The organism is Arthrobacter sp. 49Tsu3.1M3 (assembly GCF_900168135.1).
Lineage (GTDB): Bacteria > Actinomycetota > Actinomycetes > Actinomycetales > Micrococcaceae > Arthrobacter.
The window spans coordinates 401077-420234 of the sequence record NZ_FUZD01000002.1; the positions used below are offsets into that span (position 1 = coordinate 401077).

Below are 19158 nucleotides of genomic sequence, written 5' to 3' on the forward strand. Positions count from 1 at the left end.
CGCAAGCTCGGCCAGGGAACCCTGGCGGCGTGGGCCCAATCACCGCCACCCAACAACCGCGATCGATTGCTCCGCAACCGCCGTTTTGAGCGTCCGAAACGGCACCTGCGGAGCAATCGATGAGAAGGAATGGAAATGACAGAGAACAAGCTGATCATCGGCACCGCGCCGGACTCCTGGGGCGTCTGGTTCCCGGATGACCCCCAGCAGACCCCGTGGGAACGCTTCCTGGATGAGGTGGCCGAATCCGGCTACAAATGGATCGAACTGGGCCCGTACGGCTACCTCCCCACCGACCCGGCACGCCTGGCTGAAGAGCTCAAACAGCGGGACCTGCAGATCAGCGCCGGCACCGTGTTCACCGCCTTCCACCGCGGCTTGGACCAGTGGGACACCGCATGGGAACCGGCCCGCAAGGTCGCCGAACTCACGGCCGCGATGGGCGGCGAGCACATGGTGGTCATCCCGGCGATGTGGCGCGACGACGTCACCGGCGAGCCCGTGGAGAGCGGCGAGCTCAGTGAACAGGCCTGGAGCGACCTCTTCGCCGGCCACAACCGGCTGGGCAAGACCCTGCTGGAGGACTTCGGCCTGCAGCAGCAGTTCCACTCGCACGCCGACTCCCATGTCGGCGCGCAGGAGGACATCGAGACCCTCCTCGCCGCCACGGACGCCAAGTACCTCAACCTCTGCCTGGACACCGGCCACGCCGAATACTGCGGCGCCTCCAGCCTCGACCTGATCAAGAACTACCCGGACCGGATCGGCTACCTGCACCTCAAGCAGATCAACCCGGACATCCTCAAAAAGGTCAACGAGGAAAACATGACCTGGGCGGCCGCCAACCTGGCCGGAGTCATGACCGAACCGCCGAACGGCCTGCCGGACCTGCGCGCCGTCATCGAAGCCGTCGAGGCGCTCAACCGGCCGATCTTTGGCATTGTGGAACAGGACATGTACCCCGTGGCCTTCGACGTTCCGATGCCGATCGCCAAGCGCACCCGGAACTACCTGCTCTCCTGCGGCTCCCGCACCGCCGTCAACTAGAACTGAGGACAAGATCATGACTAAGACCCTCCGAGTAGCTGTCATCGGTGCCGGCCGTATGGGTGCCGACCACATCCAGCGGCTCAACACCCGCATCCACGGCGCGGAAGTCGCTGCCGTCGTCGACGTCGACCCCGCCCGGGCGCAGGCAGCCATCGAGGGCATCCCGGGCGCCGTCGCCCTGGCCGACGCCGAGGAGGCCCTCAACAACGGCGACGTCAACGCCGTGCTGATCGCCACCCCCGGTTTCCTGCACGAGGACATCCTGCTCAAGGCGATCGCCAAGGACATCCCGATCCTCTGCGAGAAGCCGCTCACCCCGGATGCCCAGTCCTCCTGGAAGATTGTCGAGGCCGAGCAGAAGCTGGGCCACAAGCGCATCCAGGTCGGCTTCATGCGCCGCTTCGACGCCGAATACGCCGCCCTTGGCAAGATCATCCACAACTCCGAACTCGGCGAGCTGCTCATGCTCCACCACCAGCACCGGAACCCCACCACCCCGGCGGGCTTCACCAACGAGATGCTAATCAACGACTCCGTGGTCCACGAATTCGACGCCATCCGCTACTTCACCGGCGAAGAAATCACGTCGGTCCAGGTCCGCCTCGGCAAACCCACGAGGAACGCACCGGCCGGTCAGCACGACCCGCAGCACGTGCTGATCGAGACCGAATCCGGTGTCCTGGCCGACGTCGAGATCTACGTCAACGCGAAGTTCGGCTACGAGGTGGCCACCCAGGCCTCCTTCGAGGACGGCATCGTCAGCATCGGCGGCGACAAGGGCCCCTACACCCGCAGCAACGGCCACTGGGGAGGCAACGTCACCCCCGGCTTCGAGGAGCGATTCGGGGCGGCGTACGACGTCGAAATCCAGTCCTGGGTCGACGCGGCCCTGCGCGATGAGATCGGCGGCCCCACCGCCTGGGACGGCTACGCCACCGCCGCCTGCTGCGAGGCCGGCGTCGAGGCGCAGAAGAACGGCGAAAAGGTCGCCGTGAAGCTCAACGCCAAGCCTGCCCTGTACCGCTAGGAACCCTGCCGGCCGGCGCCGCCTCCTGCCAAGGACCGCGGCGCCGGCCGCCCGCACGCCCGCCAGATCCACAATGGAGTGTCCACCGTGAAAATCGCCCTTGACCCCACGCCGTTCCACCACAGCCACGGACTCCTCGAGTTCCCGCGCGTGGTGGCCGACCTCGGCTACAAGTACATGCAGATGACCCCGCACGCCGACTTCATCCCCTTCTTCAACCACCCGAAGGCCGACGACGAACTGGTGGGAAAGCTGAAGGCGGCCTGCAAGGACGCGGGAATCGAGATCGCATCGGTGCTGCCCGTGCTGCGCTGGTCGGGACCGGACGAGGACGCACGCGAGGCCGCCGTCCGCTACTGGAAGCGCGCCATCCAGATCACCGTGGACCTCGGCGTCCGCACCATGAACACCGAGTTCAGCGGCCGGCCGGAGAAGGCCGAGGAATCCGAACGCGCCTTCTACCGGTCCATGGAGGAACTGCTCCCCATCATCGAGCGGGAAGGGATCGACCTGCTGATCGACCCGCACCCGGACGACTTCGTCGAGGAGGGCTTGGCCGCGATCCGGGTGATCCGCGGGCTGAACTCGAAAAACGTGGGCTTGGTCTACGTGGCCTCGCACAGCTTCCATATGAAGAACGCCCCGCTGGAGATCATGCGGGCCGCCGGGGACAAGCTCCGCCTGGTCCACGTCGCCGACACGATGGACCACCACGCCTCCCACGGCCTGCGCTACATCACCAACCCGCCCGGCAATCCCGTCCGCGTGCACCAGCACCTGAAAATCGGCGACGGCGACGTCAACTGGGACGAGTTCTTCGGCGGCCTGCAGGAAATCGGCTTCCTGGACCGCGAGGACACGGTGATGGTCTCAAGCGTCTTCGCCGAGGACGACCACGCCGAGGAGGTCTCCCGCTACCAGCTGGAGACTATGAAGCAGCGGATCGCGAAGGCGAGCCTATGACGAAGTCTGACGGCACACTGACCACCGCAGCGCCGGCCGGGGCCGGCTCCACGGCCCGGGAAACCCGAACCGCCGGCGCCTCGAACCCCCAGGGATTCCTGCGCCGGGTGGCACTTTTTTCCACGTTTGGCGGACTGCTGTTCGGTTACGACACCGGCGTCATCAACGGCGCACTGCCGTTCATGCAGCGGGATCTTGGCCTCACCCCGCTGACCGAAGGGCTGGTGACCTCCACCCTGCTCTTCGGCGCGGCATTCGGCGCCATTTCGGCGGGCCGGCTCTCGGACCGCTTCGGCCGACGCAAGACCATCATGGGACTCGCGTTGATCTTTGCGGTCGCCACGATCGCCTGCTCCATCTCGCCCGGCACCGAACTCCTCATCGCCTCCCGCACCCTGCTGGGACTTGCCGTCGGCGGGGCGTCCGTGATCGTTCCGGTCTACCTCGCGGAAATGTCCCCGGCAGCCCAGCGCGGACGAATCGTGACCCAGAACGAGCTCATGATTGTCACCGGACAGTTCCTGGCCTTCACCTTCAACGCCGTCTTGGGCAACGCCTTCCCGGAGGCCTCCCACGTCTGGCGGTGGATGCTGGTCATTGCCACGCTCCCGGCCGTGATCCTGTGGTTCGGCATGCTGCTGCTGCCCGAAAGCCCCCGCTGGCTGGCCTCGGCCGGGCGCTTCGGCGAAGTTCTTGAGGTACTGCGCCGGACGCGGGCCACCGGGGACATTTCCACCGAGTTCGACGAAGTCCGGCAGGCCGCGCGGGAAGACTACCAATCCAAGCTCGGCACCCTCCGCGACCTCACGGTCCCGTGGATCCGTCGCATTTTCGTCGTCGGACTCGGCATGGCCGTGATCAACCAGATCAGCGGCGTGAACGCGATCATGTACTACGGCACCTCCATCCTCTCCAGCTCCGGTTTCGGCGACCAGGGCGCCCTGATCGCGAACGTCGTCAACGGCGTCACCTCGGTGGTCGCCGTCGTCGTCGGAATGTCCCTCATGTCTCGTTTACCCCGAAAATCCATGCTGATCGCCGGTCTGATCGGCACCTCCACGTCCCTGCTGGCCATCGGCATCATCTCCATGGCCATCCCGGAAAGCACCCTCCGCGGGTACCTGGTGCTGGTGTTCATGGTGACGTTCCTGGCCTCGATGCAGTCATGCATCGGCACGGTGACGTGGCTGACCATGGCCGAAATCTTCCCGCTGCACGTCCGTGGCATTGGCATGGGGATCTGTGTCTTCGTGCTGTGGATGATCAACTTCCTGATCGGATTCTTCTTCCCGCAGATGGTGTCCTGGATTGGCGTCTCCGTGACGTTCTTCATCTTCGTCGCGATCCAGCTGGCAGCCATCCTCTGGGTCAAACGTGTGGTTCCGGAGACCAAGGACAAGTCCCTGGAGGACCTGGAACACTTCTTCAAACAGGCTGCTGCCAAGCAACCCGTCAACGCATAGCCCCAGCACATACAAAAGCCCCGCCCCCGGTTTGTCCCCGGGGCGGGGCTTTCGCGTGCTTTGGTGCGCTGCCGCGCTGGACCGCTGCCGTACTGGACCGCTGCCGCGCTAGACCGCGGCGTGCAGCCGGGGGAGGGCGTCGACCAGCGGCGCCAGTTCGGGGACTTCCTGGGCCTCGGCCAGCGCCCGTTCCAGCGTGGCGTCGTGGACCGGCCTGCTCTGCTCGAGCAAGGCGATGCCACTGGGGGTGAGCTCGGTGTAGATTCCGCGGCGGTCATCCGCGCACAGGATCCGGGTCAGCAACCCGCGGTCCTCGAGCCGGTTGACCAGGCGCGTGGTGGCACTCGCGCTCAACGCCGTGGCGCGGGCCAGCTGCTGCATCCGCATGTGCCAGCCGTCCTGCCGGCTCAGCGCATCCAGCACGGTGTACTCCACGACGGAGAGCTGCGCCTCGGCCTGCAAGGACCGCTCCAGCTCGGCCTCGATCAGCCCGTGCAGGGCCGCCAGGGTCCGCCAGCCTTGCGCCCGGACCTCGACGGCGTCGTCCTTGATGCCCATCAGGTGTTTCCCTTCAACTCGCGTGCCCGGCGGGGTGGTGACGGGCACATCAAATAATAGTTGCTTGCGCGCTGTATCTGCTTGTGCAAAAATAAATAACGCGTCTGCAACTACTAGCTTACGCGCCATACCCCATCCGTACAGCTTTGTAAGGAGCACCTCCATGCCTGTTGGCCTGATAGCACTCGCCCTCGGCGGGTTCGGCATCGGACTCACCGAGTTCGTCATCATGGGCCTGCTGCCGCAAGTGGCCGCAGACTTCCACGTCTCCGAGGCCACCGCGGGCTGGCTCATCTCCGGCTACGCGCTCGCCGTCGTGGTCGGGGCGCTGGGCCTCACCGCCGCCGTGACGCGTTTCGAACGCAAGCCCGTGCTGGCCGTGCTGATGGTGCTGTTCATTGCCGGCAACCTCGTCTCGGCGCTCGCACCGGATTACCCGGTCATGATGATCGGCCGCATCATTGCCGCGTTGTCGCACGGCGCGTTCTTCGGCATCGGCGCCGTGGTGGCTGCCAGCATGGTGGCGCCCACCAAGAAGGCCGGCGCGATTGCGATCATGTTCACCGGCCTGACGGCTGCGAATGTGCTGGGCGTACCGTTCGGCACCATGCTGGGACAGGCCGCGGGCTGGCGCTCCACGTTCTGGGCGATCACCGTGATTGGTGTCCTCGCCCTGGCCGGCATCCTCGCCCTGGTGCCCAGAACGGGTTCGGGAGATTCTGCCTCCGGCGGACTCCGCGGCGAGCTCCGTGCTTTCCGGTCCGGGCAGGTCTGGCTCTCCATCCTCGTCACGATCCTTGGCTACGGCGGCATGTTCGGCGCCTTCACCTACATTGCGTTCACCCTCACCGAGGTCACCGGCTTCTCCGCCGCCACGGTCCCGTGGCTGCTGATCCTCTTCGGCGTCGGGCTCTTCATCGGCAACACCGTCGGCGGCAAGGCGGCCGACAAGAACGTGGACCGCACCCTGCTCGTGGTGCTCGCCGCCCTGGTGCTGGTGCTCGTGGCCTTCGCCCTGACGGCCGGCAACCAGCCGGTGACGATCGCCACCATGGTGTTGCTGGGCGGCTTCGGCTTCGCCACGGTTCCGGGACTGCAGATGCGCGTCATGAAGTACGCCAGCAGCGCTCCCACCCTGGCCTCCGGCGCCAACATCGGCGCCTTCAACGTCGGCAATGCCCTGGGCGCCTGGCTGGGTGGCGTCACCATCACCGCCGGGCTCGGCTACACCTCGCCGATCTGGGCCGGCGCCGGGATTACCCTGCTGGGCCTGGCGGTGATGGTCTTCGCCGCGGCTCACGCCAAGCGCCTGGCGGCGGCTGGCGGTTCAACCGCCCCCGCCGCGGCAGCGGCGGAAGCCGGCGCCGATCTTCACGCCACCGAGGCTGCAGCCGTTGTCCGCTGACCTCCCGAACGCACCCACAGGAGACACCATGAGTTCCATTCCCCCTATCGTCCTCAACAACGGGGTGCGGATGCCGCAGTTGGGCTTCGGCGTCTTTCAGATTCCCGACGCCGAGACCACCGAGGCGGTAGCGGCGGCGCTCGACGCCGGCTACCGGAGCATCGACACGGCTGCCATCTATGGAAACGAAGCCGGAACCGGCCGCGCGCTCGCGGAATCCGGGATCGCGCGGGAAGACCTGTTCATCACCTCCAAGCTGTGGATCGACGACCTCGGCTACGAACCAGCCCTGGCGGCTTTCGACGCGAGCCTGGACAAGCTGGGTCTCGACTACCTTGATCTTTACCTGATCCACTGGCCCGCGCCGGCGTCGGACCGGTACGCCGACTCCTGGCTGGCCCTTGAAAAACTCCATGCCGACGGCCGGGTCAGGGCCATCGGCGTTTCCAATTTCGAACCGGGGCACCTGCAACGGCTGATCGACATGGGCGGAACGGTGCCGGCGGTCAACCAGGTGGAGCTGCACCCGGCCCTGCAGCAGCACGCCGTGACAGTGTTCAACGCGGCACACGGCATTGCGACGGAGGCCTGGAGTCCGTTGGCCCAGGGTGCACTGCTGGCAGATCCGGCCATCAACGAGATCGCCGCGCGGCACGGCAGAACCCCGGCGCAGGTCATTCTGCGCTGGCACCTGCAGCAGGGCAGGATCGTCATCCCGAAGTCAGTGACGCCGGCCCGGATCCGGGAAAACCTGGAGGTGTTCGGCTTTGAGCTTTCCGCGGGCGAACTGGCAGCCGTGAATGCCCTTGAGCGGGACGGGCGCACCGGACCGCACCCGGCCACGTTCAATGGCTAGCTGTCAGCGCTGGAGCCAGGCCGGAGCCGGGGCTGGCGGAGCCGGGGCCGGAACCGGGGCCGGAACGGCCTGACGGCCTAGCGGCTGAACGGCAACCGCGGATCCAGGTCCTGGCCCTCCCAGGTCTGGCGGATCCAGCCGTGGTGCGGGTCATCGCTGATGAGCCACTCGCGGACCGGGCCCGGGCCGGCCATGACGTTGAGGTAGTACAAGTCGTAACCCGGGGCAGCCATGGCGGGCCCGTGCCAGCCGTACGGCACCAGGACGACGTCGCCGGTCCGGACCTCGGCCGCAACGTCGATGGGCCGCTCGTCGGAGGCATAGACGCGCTGGTAGCCGATGGCGTCGTCGGCGCCCGGTCGTTGCGGGGCCCCGGGCGTCACGCGGGTTTCGAAGTAGTAGATCTCCTCGAGGTTGGTCTCGCCGTCTTTTTCCTCATCGTGCTTGTGCGGGGGATAGGAGGACCAGTTGCCGGCCGGGGTGAGGACCTCGCAGACAATGAAACGGTCCGCCTCCAGCGCGGCGGGGGTGCCGAAGTTGTGGACCTGGCGGGAGCAGTTGCCCGCCCCGCGCAGTTCCACCGGCGTCTCGGCGGCCGTGATGAGGCGGGTCGGGTAGGCAGCCTTGGCCGGGGCGGTGGCGACTGCCACCCGTCCGCCGTCGGCCGAGGCGATGGCCACCGCCTTGCCGGCTCCCGTGTAGAGCACGTCGCTGGGGCCGCTGAAGACGCTGACCCGGCCGGCCAGGGGATAGTCCTGCCCCTCGACGGTCGCCACGAAAGTGCCGTTGAGCGGGATCACGATGCGTTCCTCCGCCGCCGCGTCGAGTTCGACGGGGGCGCCGGCTGCCAGCGTGGCGACCTTCAGCCCGGTGTGTGCCCAGCCGTCCACCTCGAGTTTGGAGTCGGACGTCCCGATGGAGATGTCCCAGTTGCCGTCGGCGGCGGTGCCGAACGGATAGACCCAGTTGGCCATGGAAGCTGCCCTTTCGTTGTCGCGCCGGAGGTGGGCGTGTGTGTGTCCGGGTGGGGGCCGGTGGCGCCGATCGCTGGCGCCTCTCCAGAGGCCCATTCGTTGAGCGCCCTGTCGTTGACCGACCAGCCCTGAACTGCTAACTCTGGACGCTTACCTCTGGACCAGTGTCATTTCAAAGCTGTAGGAATCCGCCCTGTAGACGTGGTGGCCGGTTTCCACCATGCGCCCGGTGTCGTCCACCGCGGTCCGCTCCATGGTCACCAGGGCGGAGCCGGGGGTGGTCTCGAGCAGCGGCGCCTGGTAGTCGTTGGCGATCATGGCGCCGATCCGCTGCGAGGCCAGGCGGAAGTTCACGCCGCCGTTGCGCAGAATGGCGTAGAGGCCCTGCGCGCCCAGGGAAGCCTCGTCGAGGGCGGTGATGTCATCCCGCACCCAGTTCTCCATCAGGGCCAGCGGCTTGCCGCCCACTTTCCGGAGCCTGGTGAAGTGGTAGACCTTGGCGCCGGCCGGAAGCTGCAGAGCTGTCCGGATCACGGCGTCCGCCTCCTCATGCGAGAAGCTGAGCACGTCGGTGGTGGGCTTGCTGCCGTTGTTGCTCAGGTCGTCGTAGAGGCTGGAGAGTTCCAGTGGGCGGCGGACCTGGCTGGACACCACCTGGGTGCCGACGCCGCGCTTGCGGACCAGGAGGCCCGAGCGGACCAGCTCGTCCATGGCTTTTCGCATCGTGGGCCGGGACAGGTTCAGCTGGGCAGCCAGGTCGATCTCGTTTTCCAGCCGGCTGCCGGGTTCCAGCAACCCAGTGTGGATCGCTGCCTCGATGCCCTGGACCACTTGGTGGTACAGCGGCACCGGGGACGAGCGGTCGATCCGCAGATTCAGTTGATTCGCCACTGGGCTTGCTCCCTTGTGCTCCGCGGCGGCCGTAGTGCCGGCCTGGCCGCGTATGTCAGTGTATGTTCGCTTGATAGGACATACTGCCTTTTTCTGATAGTAGCAGTGCTGCCGAAGGGTGCCAAGGGCTGCCGCGACGGGCCTTGTTTGCGGGGGTCTGGCTGAAGGCGCTGGGCCGGCATGCCCCGCGAATAAGACATTTCGATTCCACTTCGTTACGTCAAAACATCCTAATGTCAGGACAAACTATTGACAACTGTGATTGGAGTCACCATGATCGGTTGTAGATGGCTCATGGACCGCCGCGATGAGGCGGCCGGCGTGGCCCGGAATCAAAGGAGATTGATCGTGACCAAGTTCTCGTGGCGGAAGGCGGCCCTCGTGGCGGCCGTTGTACCCATGCTGGCCCTGAGCGCGTGTTCCAGCACCGGCGGCAAGCCCGCCGACTCAGGCAACGCGGCCGGCGGAGGCCAGGCGGCCAGCACCCCCCGCATCAAGGTCGCCCTTATCACCCACGCCGCTGCAGGTGACACCTTCTGGGACATTGTTCGCAAGGGCGCCGAGGAGGCTTCGGCGAAGGACAACGTTGAGCTCCTCTATACGTCCGATCCCGAAGCCGGGCGCCAGGCCCAGCTCATCCAGCAGGCCATTGACCAGAAGGTCGACGGCATCGCGGTCACGCTCGCCAAGCCTGAAGCCCTCAAAGACGTCCTGAAGAAGGCCACTGACGCCGGCATCCCGATTGTGAGCCTCAACGCCGGCGAATCGGTCTCCTCCCAGCTCGGAGCATTCACCCACTTCGGTTCCAACGAGCAGCTCGCCGGTCAAGCCGTGGGCACCAAGCTGGCCGCGGACGGCTACAAGCACCCGGTGTGCGTGATCCAGGAGCAGGGCCACGTCGGACTTGAGGCACGGTGCGCCGGTGTGAAGGCCAAGGTGCCCGGAACGGAGATCCTTTACGTCGACGGCAAGGATATGACCTCCGTTCAGTCCACCGCGACTGCCAAGCTTCAGGCTTCCAAGGACGCCGACGTCATCATCGGCCTCGGCGCCCCCATCACCCTGACCCTCCTCAAATCGGTTACTGACGCCGGCAGCTCTGCCAAGGTTGCAAGTTTCGACCTCAACGCGGAGCTTGCCCAGAAGATTGTGGATGGTGCAGTCCTGTTCACCGTGGACCAGCAGCCGTGGCTGCAGGGCTACGGCGCCGTTGACGCCATCTGGCAGAACAAACGCGGCGGCTTCAACATCGGCGGCGGCCAGCCTGTGCTGACCGGCCCGGCGGTCATCGACAAGTCCAATGCGGCTGATGTCCTGACCTTCGCCCAGCAGGGTATCCGCTAACAGCCCGCTGGCCGGGCCGGCCCTGGCCGGCCCGGCAGCTAGGAGACTTATCATGACCGTCACCCAGACCAAGACAGAGTCAGCGGCGCCCGATGAGCGCGTCGCCAAGCGCAGTCCGTTCCAGAAGTTGCTCGGACGTCCCGAGGTCGGTGCCCTGGTGGGCGCGATCGTCCTCTTCATCTTCTTCGCGTTGGTATCCCCGACCTTTACCCAGCCCGGTGCCCTGGCGACCATCCTGTACGGGTCCTCCACGATCGGGATCATGGCGGTGGGGGTGTCCTTGCTGATGATCGGCGGGGAGTTCGACCTTTCCACCGGCGTCGCCGTGATCACCTCGGCGCTGACCGCGTCGCTGTTCAGCTGGTACTTCACCACGAACGTCTGGGTCGGCGTCGGCCTGGCCCTGGTGGTGTCCTTGTCCGTCGGGTTCATCAACGGCTGGATCCTGATCAAGACCAAGCTGCCGTCCTTCATCGTCACCCTCGCGACGTTCCTGATGCTGACCGGCCTGAACCTGGGCCTGACCCGGCTGATCGGCGGTTCGGTGTCCTCGCCCTCGATCTCGAATATGGACGGTTTCGCCTCGGCCCGGGCGGTGTTCGCCTCCTCGGTGAGCATCGGCGGGGTCGATATCAAGATCACTGTGCTCTACTGGTTCGCGCTCGTCGCGGTCGCGACCTGGGTGCTGATGCGGACCCGGGTGGGGAACTGGATCTTCGCCGTCGGCGGGGACGCGAACGCGGCCCGCGCCGTGGGCGTGCCGGTCAAGGCCACCAAGATCGGTTTGTTCATGGCCGTGGGGTTCTGCGCCTGGATCCTGGGCATGCACAACCTCTTCGCGTTCGACACCGTGCAGTCCGGTGAGGGCGTGGGCAACGAGTTCCTCTACATCATCGCCGCGGTGATCGGCGGCTGCCTCCTGACCGGCGGGTACGGCTCGGCGATCGGCGGCGCGATCGGCGCGTTCATCTTCGGCATGGCCAACAAGGGCATCGTCTACGCGCAGTGGAACCCGGACTGGTTCAAGTTCTTCCTGGGCCTGATGCTGCTGCTGGCCACCATCGTCAACCTCATCGTCAAGCGCCGCGCGGAACTGAAGTAGAAGGGCCCCGGAACCATGAACGCCAAAGAGATCGACCAGCAGACCCTGCTGCAGAACGAAAACGACCCGCTCACGCACACCCCGGTGCACCTGCTCTCCCTGGACGGGGTCGGGAAGCACTACGGGAACATCATCGCCCTCTCCGAGGTCACCATGGCGGTGGACAACGGCCGCGTCACCTGTGTCCTGGGCGATAACGGGGCGGGCAAGTCCACGCTGATCAAGATCATCGCCGGGCTGCACCAGCACGACGCCGGGGTCCTGAAGGTCATGGGGCAGGAGCGGAAGTTCAGCTCCCCCCGGGACGCCCTGGACGTCGGGATCGCCACGGTCTACCAGGACCTCGCGGTGGTGCCGCTGATGCCGATCTGGCGGAACTTCTTCCTCGGCTCGGAACTCACGTCCGGGTTCGGGCCGTTCAAGAGCATGGACGTGGAGAAGATGAAGGAGATCACGCTCGCCGAGCTCGCCGCGATGGGCATCGACCTGCGCGATGTGGAACAGCCCATCGGCCAGCTCTCCGGCGGTGAACGCCAGTGCGTCGCGATCGCCCGGGCCGTGTATTTCGGCGCGAAGGTCCTGATCCTGGACGAGCCCACCGCGGCCCTGGGCGTGAAGCAGTCCGGCGTGGTCCTGCGCTACATCCTGCAGGCCCGCGACCGCGGCCTCGGGGTCATCTTCATCACCCACAACCCGCACCACGCCTTCCCCGTCGGGGACCGGTTCCTGCTGCTCAAACGCGGCAAATCGATCGGCTACTACGACAAAAAAGACATCACCCTCGACGAACTCACCGCCCAAATGGCCGGCGGCGCCGAACTCGCCGAACTCGCCCACGAACTCGAACAACTCGGCGGCCACAGCGACGTCGTCAAGGAAGTCCAGGGCGAAGTCGCCGACGTCGCCCAGACCACCGGCAATACCTACCAGTAACGGCCGCCCCAACTTCTGAAAGGACAAGCCTTTGGCTTACCTCAACCGCACCCCGTCCGACGTCGCCCTGCCGGTGCGGATCGGACTTATCGGCTCGGGCTGGATGGGCGCCTTCCACGCCGAGAGCATTGCCCGCCGGGTCCCGGGCGCCGTCCTTGCCGCCATCGCGGATCCGAACCTGGAATCCGCCGGGGCGCTGGCCGGCGCCCTGGGCACCAAGAAGGTGACCGCCGACGCCGCCGACCTCCTGGCCGACCCGGCGATTGACGCCGTCGTCATTGCCAGCCCCGCGCGATTCCATTCCTCCCTGATCGGCCAGGCCGCAGCGGCAGGAAAGCACGTCTTCTGCGAGAAGCCCGCCGGCCAGGGGCTCGAGGAGCTCGACGCCGCCCTTGACGCCGTCGACGCCGCCGGAGTGCACTTCCAGATCGGCTTCAACCGCCGGTACGCCGCAGACTTCCAGGCGGCCAAGAAGGACCTCGCCGCCGGAATCGTGGGGCAGCCGCAACTGCTGCGTTCGCTGACCCGGGACCCGGGCACGGGGAGCATCGGCCACGCCGCAAGGATCCCTGCGTGGACCATCTTCCTCGAAACCCTGATCCACGACTTCGACACCCTGAACTGGTTCAACGAAGGCGCCGAACCTGTGGAGGTCTATGCGGTGGCCGACGCGCTTGTCGAGCCGGGACTGCGGGACCAGGGGTTCCTGGACACCGCCGTCGTGACCATCCGCTACAGCAACGGCGCGATCGCCGTCGCCGAGGCAAACTTCAGCGCACTGTACGGTTACGACATCCGCGGCGAGGTCTTCGGCTCCAAAGGCATGGTCCAGGCCGGCCGCGCCACCGAAACCGCCGCCCGCCGGTTCACTGTCGAGGGGATGTCCGCCGACACCCCACGGCTGAACGTCGAGCTCTTCCGGCAGGCCTACACGGACGAACTGGTGGACTTCGCCGACGCCGTGCGCGCCCGGCGTGACGGTACCGCGACGGAGCCAAAGCCCTTCACCCTCACCCCGGGAGCCAGTGACGCCCGGCGCGCACTGGCCATGGCGCTGGCCTGCATCGAGTCCGTCAAGCAGGGGACCCCGGCAACGGTCAACCCAGTGGCCCTCAACGAGAACGTGGTCCTCTGATGCGGCTCGCCGTGTGCGCTGAGATGGTTTTTACGGACCTGCCGTTCACGGAGCGGGTGAGCCGGCTCCACGAGGCCGGCTTCGACGTCGAACTCTGGGACTCGCGGCCCAAGGACATCGGCGCGCTCAAGGCCACCGGGGCGGTGTTCTCCTCCATGACCGGATACAGCTCGGGCAGCCTCGTGGATCCGGACACGGCGGACGAGGTGGTGCGGACCGCCGAGTCCCTGATCCCCACCGCCCTGGAACTTGGCGTCAGCCGGCTGGTGGTCCACCCGGCGGAACTCGTCGACGGCCACGCAGCCAGGCCTGTCTACCGCTCCAGCGGACACATGTGGGCCACCGGCGCCCGGACCCTGGAACGGCTCGGGAAGCTCGGTGAGAAGTACGGGGTGACGTTCTGCCTCGAGAACCTCAACACCATCCGGGACCACCCCGGCATCCCGCTGGCACGGGCCAAGGACACCCTGGCGCTCGTGCAGGCTGCCGGGCACCCGAACGCCAGGCTCATGCTGGATCTCTATCACGCCCAAATGGGGGAGGGGAACCTGGTCGAGCTCGTTCGGACCGCCCTGCCATACATCGGCGAGATCCAGGTGGCGGACGTTCCGGGCCGCTGCGAACCCGGAACCGGGGAAATCAACTACGCGGCCGTCGCCAGGGCGCTCGCGGACGCAGGCTACGAAGGGACCGTGGGCATGGAAGCGTGGGCCAGTGGCGAGACTTATGCGGCCCTGGAGGCCTTCCGTTCGGCGTTCACGGTGCCCGCACTAAACATGAGAGTAGAAGTATGAAGGACGTCATCCTTGGACTCGTCGGCGTTGGGCGGATCGGGGTCATGCACGCCAACAACATCGCCGCCCTCAACGAGGTCCTGAACCCGCAAGGGATCCGTGTCCGCCTCCGCCTCACCGACGTCGCCGAAGAGCATGCCCGGACGGTGGCAAGCGGTCTCGGTGCCGAATTCCTGCCCTCGGTCCAGGCGCTGCTGGCCTCGGGGCTGGACGGCCTGGTCATCGCCACCGGAACCGGGACCCACCCCGAGCTCATCAGGGCCGGCGTGGACGCCGGGATCCCGGTGTTTTGCGAAAAGCCCGTGGCCCTGAACGTGGCCGACGCCCTGCCGGTGCTTGACTACATCCGGGACCGGAACGGCGTGGTGCAGATCGGGCACCAGCGCCGGTTCGACGCCGGCTACCTGGAAGCCCGCCGCGCTTACCAGGCCGGCGAGCTCGGCTGGATCCATTCCCTGCGTGCCGTCACGTGCGACATGGCGCCGCCCCCGGTCGAGTTCCTGGCCAGCTCCGGCGGGCTCTTCCGTGACTGCTCGGTCCACGATTTCGACATCCTCCGCTGGCTCACAGGCCGCGAAATCGTCGAGGTCTACGCCAAGGGCTCCAACAACGGGGATCCGGCCATCGGTGAAGCCGGCGATGTGGACACGGCCCTCGCGCTGGTGACGTTCGACGACGGCACCGTGGGAACGGTTTCGGCGACCCGCTACAACGGGGCGGGCCATGATGTCCGGCTGGAAATCCAGGGCTCCCGCGGCTCGCTGATGGTGGGCCTGGACGACAAGACGGCGCTGGCCTCCGCCGAAGCGGGGATCGCTTTCCCCGCAGGGAAGCCGCACCTGACGTTTGCCGAACGGTTCGAGACGGCGTACCGCTCCGAAATGGAGGCGTTCGTCGAACTGATCCTTGGCCGCCGGGACAATCCCTGCACTCCGGAAGACGCCGTCGCGGCCTCCCGGGTTGCCGATGCCGCCCAGGAATCGCTGGCCACCGGCGCCCCGGTCAAGGTGACGGTGAGCGTCGCCAGCTGACCACGGCCCGGGGTTTCCGGTCCTCGGCGCTCAGGGCCGGGTGCGGCACACCTCGACGAAGGCCCGGAACGGCGCGAGCCGCTCCCCGGCCGGGAGCTCCTGGGCCTCGGGGTGCCACTGGACCGAGGACACCCAGCGCTCCGGATCCTCCAGCGCCTCGACAGTCCCGTCCTCGGCCACGGCCGTCACCCGCAATCCTCCGGCCACCCGGGCCACAGCCTGATGGTGGCCGGAGGCGATCTTCACGTTAACGGCACCGGAACCGCCGCCGTAGAGCGCGGCCACCCTGGAACCGGCCCGCACCGCCACCTCGTGCCAGGCCCACGGGCCGGACCCGTGAACCGGCGCGGGCTCGCGGTGCGCCACCGTGCCCGGTGCCATGTCCTGGATGAGCGTCCCGCCGTACAGCACATTGAGCAGCTGATGCCCGCGGCAGATGCCGAACACAGGCAGCCCGGCGTCGATCGCAAGACGCGCCACGGCGAGATCCAGCGCGTCCTGGGCAGGGCTGATGTCATAGCAGACGTCGCCGCGCAGCTCGCCGTAGAGGGCGGGGTCGAGGTCGCCGCCGCCGGGAAGCACGACGCCGTCAAGGGAGGCCAGCGCCGCGGCGAGGCCGCCGTCGTCGGGCTCCAAAGCGCCGAGCAGTACCGGTTCGCCGCCGCCCTCGCGCAGCAGCTCCACGATGTACTCAAACAATGCGTTGGCTTCCGCCACGCGCGGGTCGGGATCGGAGGAACTGCTGAGGCGGACGGGAACGCCGATGCGCGGCCGGCCGCGAAGGGGGTTGCGGGAAGTCTGCATGCCTCATTCTGCAACACGATCGCGGACTAGGATTACTAGATGAATCCCCGCTATCTCGTGTCCCGCAGCCGGTACATCGCCGCCGCCCCCGAAGCCATCTTCGAGGTGCTCGCCACGCCTGCCCTGCACAGCGTGATCGACGGCTCGGACACGGTGAAGGGCGCCCAGCCGCGCGGGCCGCGGCGGCTGTACCTCCGCGCCAGGTTCGGCATGCAAATGAACATGCGGGTGAACTACAAGATCCTCAATACCGTCTGCGAGTTCGAGGAAGGCCACCGGATTGCGTGGCGGCACTTTTACGGCCACGTGTGGCGCTACCTGCTCGAACCATCCACGGGCAAGGACGGCACCGCGGGCACCCTGGTCACCGAACAATGGGACGCGCGGCGGGTCCGCGGCAAGAGCCTGCTCCGGATGGCCGGCTACCTGCGACGCCATCCGGCCAACCTGGAGCAGACGCTGGCCAAGCTCGACGCCTACATGGCTGCGCACCCGGACATGGGTAATGTGGATGGCAGCACGAAACGAGACTGAAGGTGGGAACTGGGATGGGCCGCAGGACACTGGTCGACGATCTCGTCGACGGCCTGCTGACCGAAATCCTTGACGGAAAGCTCCTGCCCCACAACCCGATTCCGCCCGAGGCCGACATCGCCAAGGCCTACGGCGTCAGCCGGCTCACCGTGCGTGAGGCCCTCAAAGCCCTCCGCGCGCAAAACATCCTCTATGTGAAGGCCGGCCGGGGAACCTTCGTCAACCCCACGGACAACTGGACCGGCCTGGACGCGATCTTCAAGGCAGCCTCCCATGGCAATGCGGCCGACCAGGTCTCGGTGGGCCTGATTGAGATGCGCCGCATGGTGGAGACCGGGGCCGCCGCGCTCGCCGCCAAACGCTATACCCCGGAGCAGGCCGAGCGCATGCGCGAGTGCATCGCGGACATGAAGCGCTTCCACGACTCCGGCGACCTGGACCGTTTCGTGGAGGCGGACATTGGTTTCCACGACGCCGTCCTGAAGGCGTCCGGCAACCCCTTTGTCCGGGCCTTGTTCGCCCAGCTGGGCCAGCTGCTGTACGTCACCCGGCGCGAAACGTCGGCCGTCGAGGTGATCCAGCAGCACGCCATCGATTACCACCAGCGGGTCCTGGACAGCATCCTGAGCGGCGACGCGGAGCGGTCCCGGCAGGCGATGGATGAGCACATGGACCAGACCAATGCGGACTACGAACGCTACGTCCGGGGCGCGAAGTCCTGACGTCCACCTTGGACTCTTGACGTAATCCGAATCACATCCTAAGATTTTGGCTAGTTCCTGAATCAGATGTCTGACATCTGACTCAACAAGTATCCTGCAGCACGCGCTTCCAGGCGGGCAGGATCACCACCCCAATCCACCGCGTTCCTCACCCGGCACAGCCGCAGGGCAGGAAATCACTTAAGAAGGTCGATGATGACTTCATTAGCCCCCAAGTCCTTCGGACTCGGCGAACTGGGCGACCGCACGCTGCGCAAGGTCCGCCGCCGCGTCATGCCCCTGATTGTCCTGCTCTACTTCGTTGCCTACCTGGACCGCAACAACGTCGGATTCGCCAAACTCACCATGAGCGAGGACATCGGCCTGAACTCCGCTGCCTACGGTCTGGGCGCCGGCATCTTCTTCCTCGGCTACGCCCTCCTGGAGGTTCCCAGCAACGCCGGCATGTACCGGTTTGGCGCCCGGAAATGGCTGGCCCGCATCCTGATCACGTGGGGCATCTTCGCCACCGCCATGTGCCTGGTGAACGGTGAAACCACGTACTACATCGTCCGGTTCCTGCTCGGCGCCGCCGAGGCTGGGTTCTTCCCGGCGATCCTGTTCTACCTGACGCTGTGGTTCCCCGCCGCGCAGCGCGTCACCGTGCTGGGCATCTTCATCCTTGCCCAGCCCGTCTCCAACGCGCTCGGCGCCCCGGTATCCGGGCTCCTGCTGCAGATGGACGGCGTCATGGGCCTTCAGGGATGGCAGTGGCTCTACATCATCGAAGGCATCCCGGCGATCGCTCTCGGCCTGCTGACGCCCATCCTCATGACGGACCGTCCGCGGGACGCGAAATGGCTCGAAGCCGACGAGCGCAACTGGCTCACTGCCACCATGGACGCCGAACTGGCTGCCAAGTCCCAGTCGGGCAAGCACAACTTCATGGCCGGGCTCAAGGACAAGCGCACCCTGGTCTACTCCGCCCTGTACTTCGGCCTGGTGTGCGGAATCTACGGCCTGGGTCTGTGGATGCCAACCATCGTGGCGGCCCTCGGAAAGTTCTCCACGGCAGAGGTCGGCTTCATCGTCTTCATCCCCTATGCCGTGGCCGCAGTATTCGTCTACTTCTGGAGCAAGCGCGCGGACCGGACCGGCAAGCGTGCCTGGCACGCCTCGGTCAGCATGGTGCTCGCGGGCGTCGGACTCGTGGCCGCCGGCTACCTCCTGCCGGTCAACCCGTTCCTCGCGATGGTCGGCCTGACGCTCTCCGCCATGGGGATCTACGGGGCGATCGCCCCCTTCCTCTCGATGCCCTCCGCGGCACTGACCGGTGCGGCTGCCGCTTCCGGGCTGGCCCTGGTGAACTCCCTCGGAAACCTCGGCGGCTTCATCTCCCCGTACGCGGTCGGCCTCCTCAAGGACGCCACCGGAAGCAACCAGAGCGGGCTCCTGTTCCTGTCCCTGTGCCTGTGCATCACCGCCGTGGCCACCTACCTCTACGCCCGCCGGCGCCCCGAAGGCGACGCCGGCCTTGACCCCGCGGTCGCGGCGGCTGCCGCCGTCGACCCGGCCAAAGTATCCTGATCCGAA

General features: G+C 66.7%; 19 protein-coding genes. 15 read left to right on the forward strand and 4 right to left on the reverse strand.

Features of this window, described 5'->3' with window-relative positions:
• Positions 1–135: 135 nt before the first annotated feature.
• From B5X90_RS04800 to B5X90_RS04815, 4 genes are all read left to right on the forward strand, one after another.
• Complete coding sequence (locus B5X90_RS04800; RefSeq protein ID WP_079550363.1) at positions 136–1047, forward strand: sugar phosphate isomerase/epimerase family protein; 912 nt, start codon at positions 136–138, stop codon at positions 1045–1047.
• A 16-nt stretch (positions 1048–1063) separates the two neighbouring features.
• The gene (locus tag B5X90_RS04805) at positions 1064–2077 is read left to right on the forward strand and encodes a Gfo/Idh/MocA family protein (RefSeq protein WP_079550364.1); all 1014 of its coding nucleotides are present in this window, start codon (positions 1064–1066) and stop codon (positions 2075–2077) included.
• Positions 2078–2164: 87 nt separating this feature from the next.
• Positions 2165–3040 carry a sugar phosphate isomerase/epimerase family protein gene (locus tag B5X90_RS04810; RefSeq protein WP_079550366.1) on the forward strand — a complete coding sequence of 292 codons (876 nt, stop codon included), beginning with the start codon at positions 2165–2167 and terminating at the stop codon, positions 3038–3040.
• Positions 3037–4503 carry a sugar porter family MFS transporter gene (locus tag B5X90_RS04815; RefSeq protein ID WP_079550368.1) on the forward strand — a complete coding sequence of 489 codons (1467 nt, stop codon included), beginning with the start codon at positions 3037–3039 and terminating at the stop codon, positions 4501–4503. The genes B5X90_RS04810 and B5X90_RS04815 overlap by 4 nt, the downstream gene beginning before the upstream one ends.
• A 108-nt stretch (positions 4504–4611) precedes the next feature.
• Here B5X90_RS04815 and B5X90_RS04820 read toward each other — a convergent pair whose 3' ends face one another.
• A complete protein-coding gene (locus B5X90_RS04820; RefSeq protein WP_079550370.1) occupies positions 4612–5061 on the reverse strand; it encodes a MarR family winged helix-turn-helix transcriptional regulator in 450 nt (149 codons plus the stop codon).
• A 163-nt stretch (positions 5062–5224) separates the two neighbouring features.
• On the opposite strand from B5X90_RS04820, the gene B5X90_RS04825 reads away from it, so the two are divergent.
• Positions 5225–6466 (forward strand): MFS transporter, encoded by a 1242-nt coding sequence (locus tag B5X90_RS04825; protein WP_079550372.1) that lies wholly within the window; start codon positions 5225–5227, stop codon positions 6464–6466.
• A 28-nt stretch (positions 6467–6494) separates the two neighbouring features.
• On the forward strand, positions 6495–7322 hold the full coding sequence (locus B5X90_RS04830) for an aldo/keto reductase (RefSeq protein ID WP_079550374.1): 828 nt from the start codon (positions 6495–6497) through the stop codon (positions 7320–7322).
• 77 nt (positions 7323–7399) lie between these two features.
• Here B5X90_RS04830 and iolB read toward each other — a convergent pair whose 3' ends face one another.
• Positions 7400–8296 (reverse strand): 5-deoxy-glucuronate isomerase, encoded by an 897-nt coding sequence (gene iolB / locus B5X90_RS04835; protein ID WP_079550376.1) that lies wholly within the window; start codon positions 8294–8296, stop codon positions 7400–7402.
• A 150-nt stretch (positions 8297–8446) separates the two neighbouring features.
• A complete protein-coding gene (locus B5X90_RS04840; RefSeq protein ID WP_079550378.1) occupies positions 8447–9187 on the reverse strand; it encodes a GntR family transcriptional regulator in 741 nt (246 codons plus the stop codon).
• 348 nt (positions 9188–9535) lie between these two features.
• On the opposite strand from B5X90_RS04840, the gene B5X90_RS04845 reads away from it, so the two are divergent.
• Genes B5X90_RS04845 through B5X90_RS04870 form a run of 6 tightly spaced genes read left to right on the forward strand, consistent with a single transcriptional unit; the run spans position 9536 to position 15526 of the window.
• Positions 9536–10531, forward strand: coding sequence for a substrate-binding domain-containing protein (locus B5X90_RS04845; RefSeq protein WP_143264659.1), 996 nt, complete (start codon positions 9536–9538; stop codon positions 10529–10531).
• Positions 10532–10583: 52 nt separating this feature from the next.
• A complete protein-coding gene (locus B5X90_RS04850; RefSeq protein ID WP_079550380.1) occupies positions 10584–11633 on the forward strand; it encodes an ABC transporter permease in 1050 nt (349 codons plus the stop codon).
• Between the two features lie 15 nt (positions 11634–11648).
• Positions 11649–12566, forward strand: a complete 918-nt coding sequence (locus B5X90_RS04855; RefSeq protein WP_079550382.1) for an ATP-binding cassette domain-containing protein — start codon at positions 11649–11651, stop codon at positions 12564–12566.
• A gap of 31 nt (positions 12567–12597) precedes the next feature.
• The gene (locus tag B5X90_RS04860) at positions 12598–13701 is read left to right on the forward strand and encodes a Gfo/Idh/MocA family oxidoreductase (RefSeq protein WP_079550383.1); all 1104 of its coding nucleotides are present in this window, start codon (positions 12598–12600) and stop codon (positions 13699–13701) included.
• The gene (locus tag B5X90_RS04865) at positions 13701–14495 is read left to right on the forward strand and encodes a TIM barrel protein (protein ID WP_079550385.1); all 795 of its coding nucleotides are present in this window, start codon (positions 13701–13703) and stop codon (positions 14493–14495) included. Before B5X90_RS04860 ends, B5X90_RS04865 begins: the two co-directional genes overlap by 1 nt.
• Positions 14492–15526 carry a Gfo/Idh/MocA family oxidoreductase gene (locus B5X90_RS04870; protein ID WP_079550387.1) on the forward strand — a complete coding sequence of 345 codons (1035 nt, stop codon included), beginning with the start codon at positions 14492–14494 and terminating at the stop codon, positions 15524–15526. The genes B5X90_RS04865 and B5X90_RS04870 overlap by 4 nt, the downstream gene beginning before the upstream one ends.
• Before the next feature lie 30 nt (positions 15527–15556).
• Here the strand turns inward: B5X90_RS04870 and B5X90_RS04875 are convergent, their stop codons facing one another.
• Complete coding sequence (locus B5X90_RS04875; protein ID WP_079550390.1) at positions 15557–16330, reverse strand: gamma-glutamyl-gamma-aminobutyrate hydrolase family protein; 774 nt, start codon at positions 16328–16330, stop codon at positions 15557–15559.
• A 39-nt stretch (positions 16331–16369) separates the two neighbouring features.
• On the opposite strand from B5X90_RS04875, the gene B5X90_RS04880 reads away from it, so the two are divergent.
• The 3 genes from B5X90_RS04880 to B5X90_RS04890 all read left to right on the forward strand — a co-directional run bounded on the left by B5X90_RS04880 (position 16370) and on the right by B5X90_RS04890 (position 19152).
• Complete coding sequence (locus B5X90_RS04880) at positions 16370–16864, forward strand: SRPBCC family protein (RefSeq protein WP_079550392.1); 495 nt, start codon at positions 16370–16372, stop codon at positions 16862–16864.
• Positions 16865–16878: 14 nt separating this feature from the next.
• Positions 16879–17586 (forward strand): FadR/GntR family transcriptional regulator, encoded by a 708-nt coding sequence (locus B5X90_RS04885; RefSeq protein WP_079550394.1) that lies wholly within the window; start codon positions 16879–16881, stop codon positions 17584–17586.
• 192 nt (positions 17587–17778) lie between these two features.
• Positions 17779–19152, forward strand: coding sequence for an MFS transporter (locus B5X90_RS04890; protein ID WP_372702868.1), 1374 nt, complete (start codon positions 17779–17781; stop codon positions 19150–19152).
• The last annotated feature ends 6 nt before the right edge of the window (positions 19153–19158 follow it).

Coding starts and splice junctions, on each gene's coding strand:
- B5X90_RS04800 (WP_079550363.1), top strand. CDS start 136: ATGACAGAGAACAAGCTGATCATCGGCACCGCGCCGGACTCCTGGGGC.
- B5X90_RS04805 (WP_079550364.1), top strand. CDS start 1,064: ATGACTAAGACCCTCCGAGTAGCTGTCATCGGTGCCGGCCGTATGGGT.
- B5X90_RS04815 (WP_079550368.1), top strand. CDS start 3,037: ATGACGAAGTCTGACGGCACACTGACCACCGCAGCGCCGGCCGGGGCC.
- B5X90_RS04820 (WP_079550370.1), bottom strand. CDS start 5,061: ATGGGCATCAAGGACGACGCCGTCGAGGTCCGGGCGCAAGGCTGGCGG.
- B5X90_RS04825 (WP_079550372.1), top strand. CDS start 5,225: ATGCCTGTTGGCCTGATAGCACTCGCCCTCGGCGGGTTCGGCATCGGA.
- B5X90_RS04830 (WP_079550374.1), top strand. CDS start 6,495: ATGAGTTCCATTCCCCCTATCGTCCTCAACAACGGGGTGCGGATGCCG.
- iolB (WP_079550376.1), bottom strand. CDS start 8,296: ATGGCCAACTGGGTCTATCCGTTCGGCACCGCCGCCGACGGCAACTGG.
- B5X90_RS04850 (WP_079550380.1), top strand. CDS start 10,584: ATGACCGTCACCCAGACCAAGACAGAGTCAGCGGCGCCCGATGAGCGC.
- B5X90_RS04855 (WP_079550382.1), top strand. CDS start 11,649: ATGAACGCCAAAGAGATCGACCAGCAGACCCTGCTGCAGAACGAAAAC.
- B5X90_RS04865 (WP_079550385.1), top strand. CDS start 13,701: ATGCGGCTCGCCGTGTGCGCTGAGATGGTTTTTACGGACCTGCCGTTC.
- B5X90_RS04870 (WP_079550387.1), top strand. CDS start 14,492: ATGAAGGACGTCATCCTTGGACTCGTCGGCGTTGGGCGGATCGGGGTC.
- B5X90_RS04875 (WP_079550390.1), bottom strand. CDS start 16,330: ATGCAGACTTCCCGCAACCCCCTTCGCGGCCGGCCGCGCATCGGCGTT.
- B5X90_RS04880 (WP_079550392.1), top strand. CDS start 16,370: ATGAATCCCCGCTATCTCGTGTCCCGCAGCCGGTACATCGCCGCCGCC.
- B5X90_RS04885 (WP_079550394.1), top strand. CDS start 16,879: ATGGGCCGCAGGACACTGGTCGACGATCTCGTCGACGGCCTGCTGACC.
- B5X90_RS04890 (WP_372702868.1), top strand. CDS start 17,779: ATGATGACTTCATTAGCCCCCAAGTCCTTCGGACTCGGCGAACTGGGC.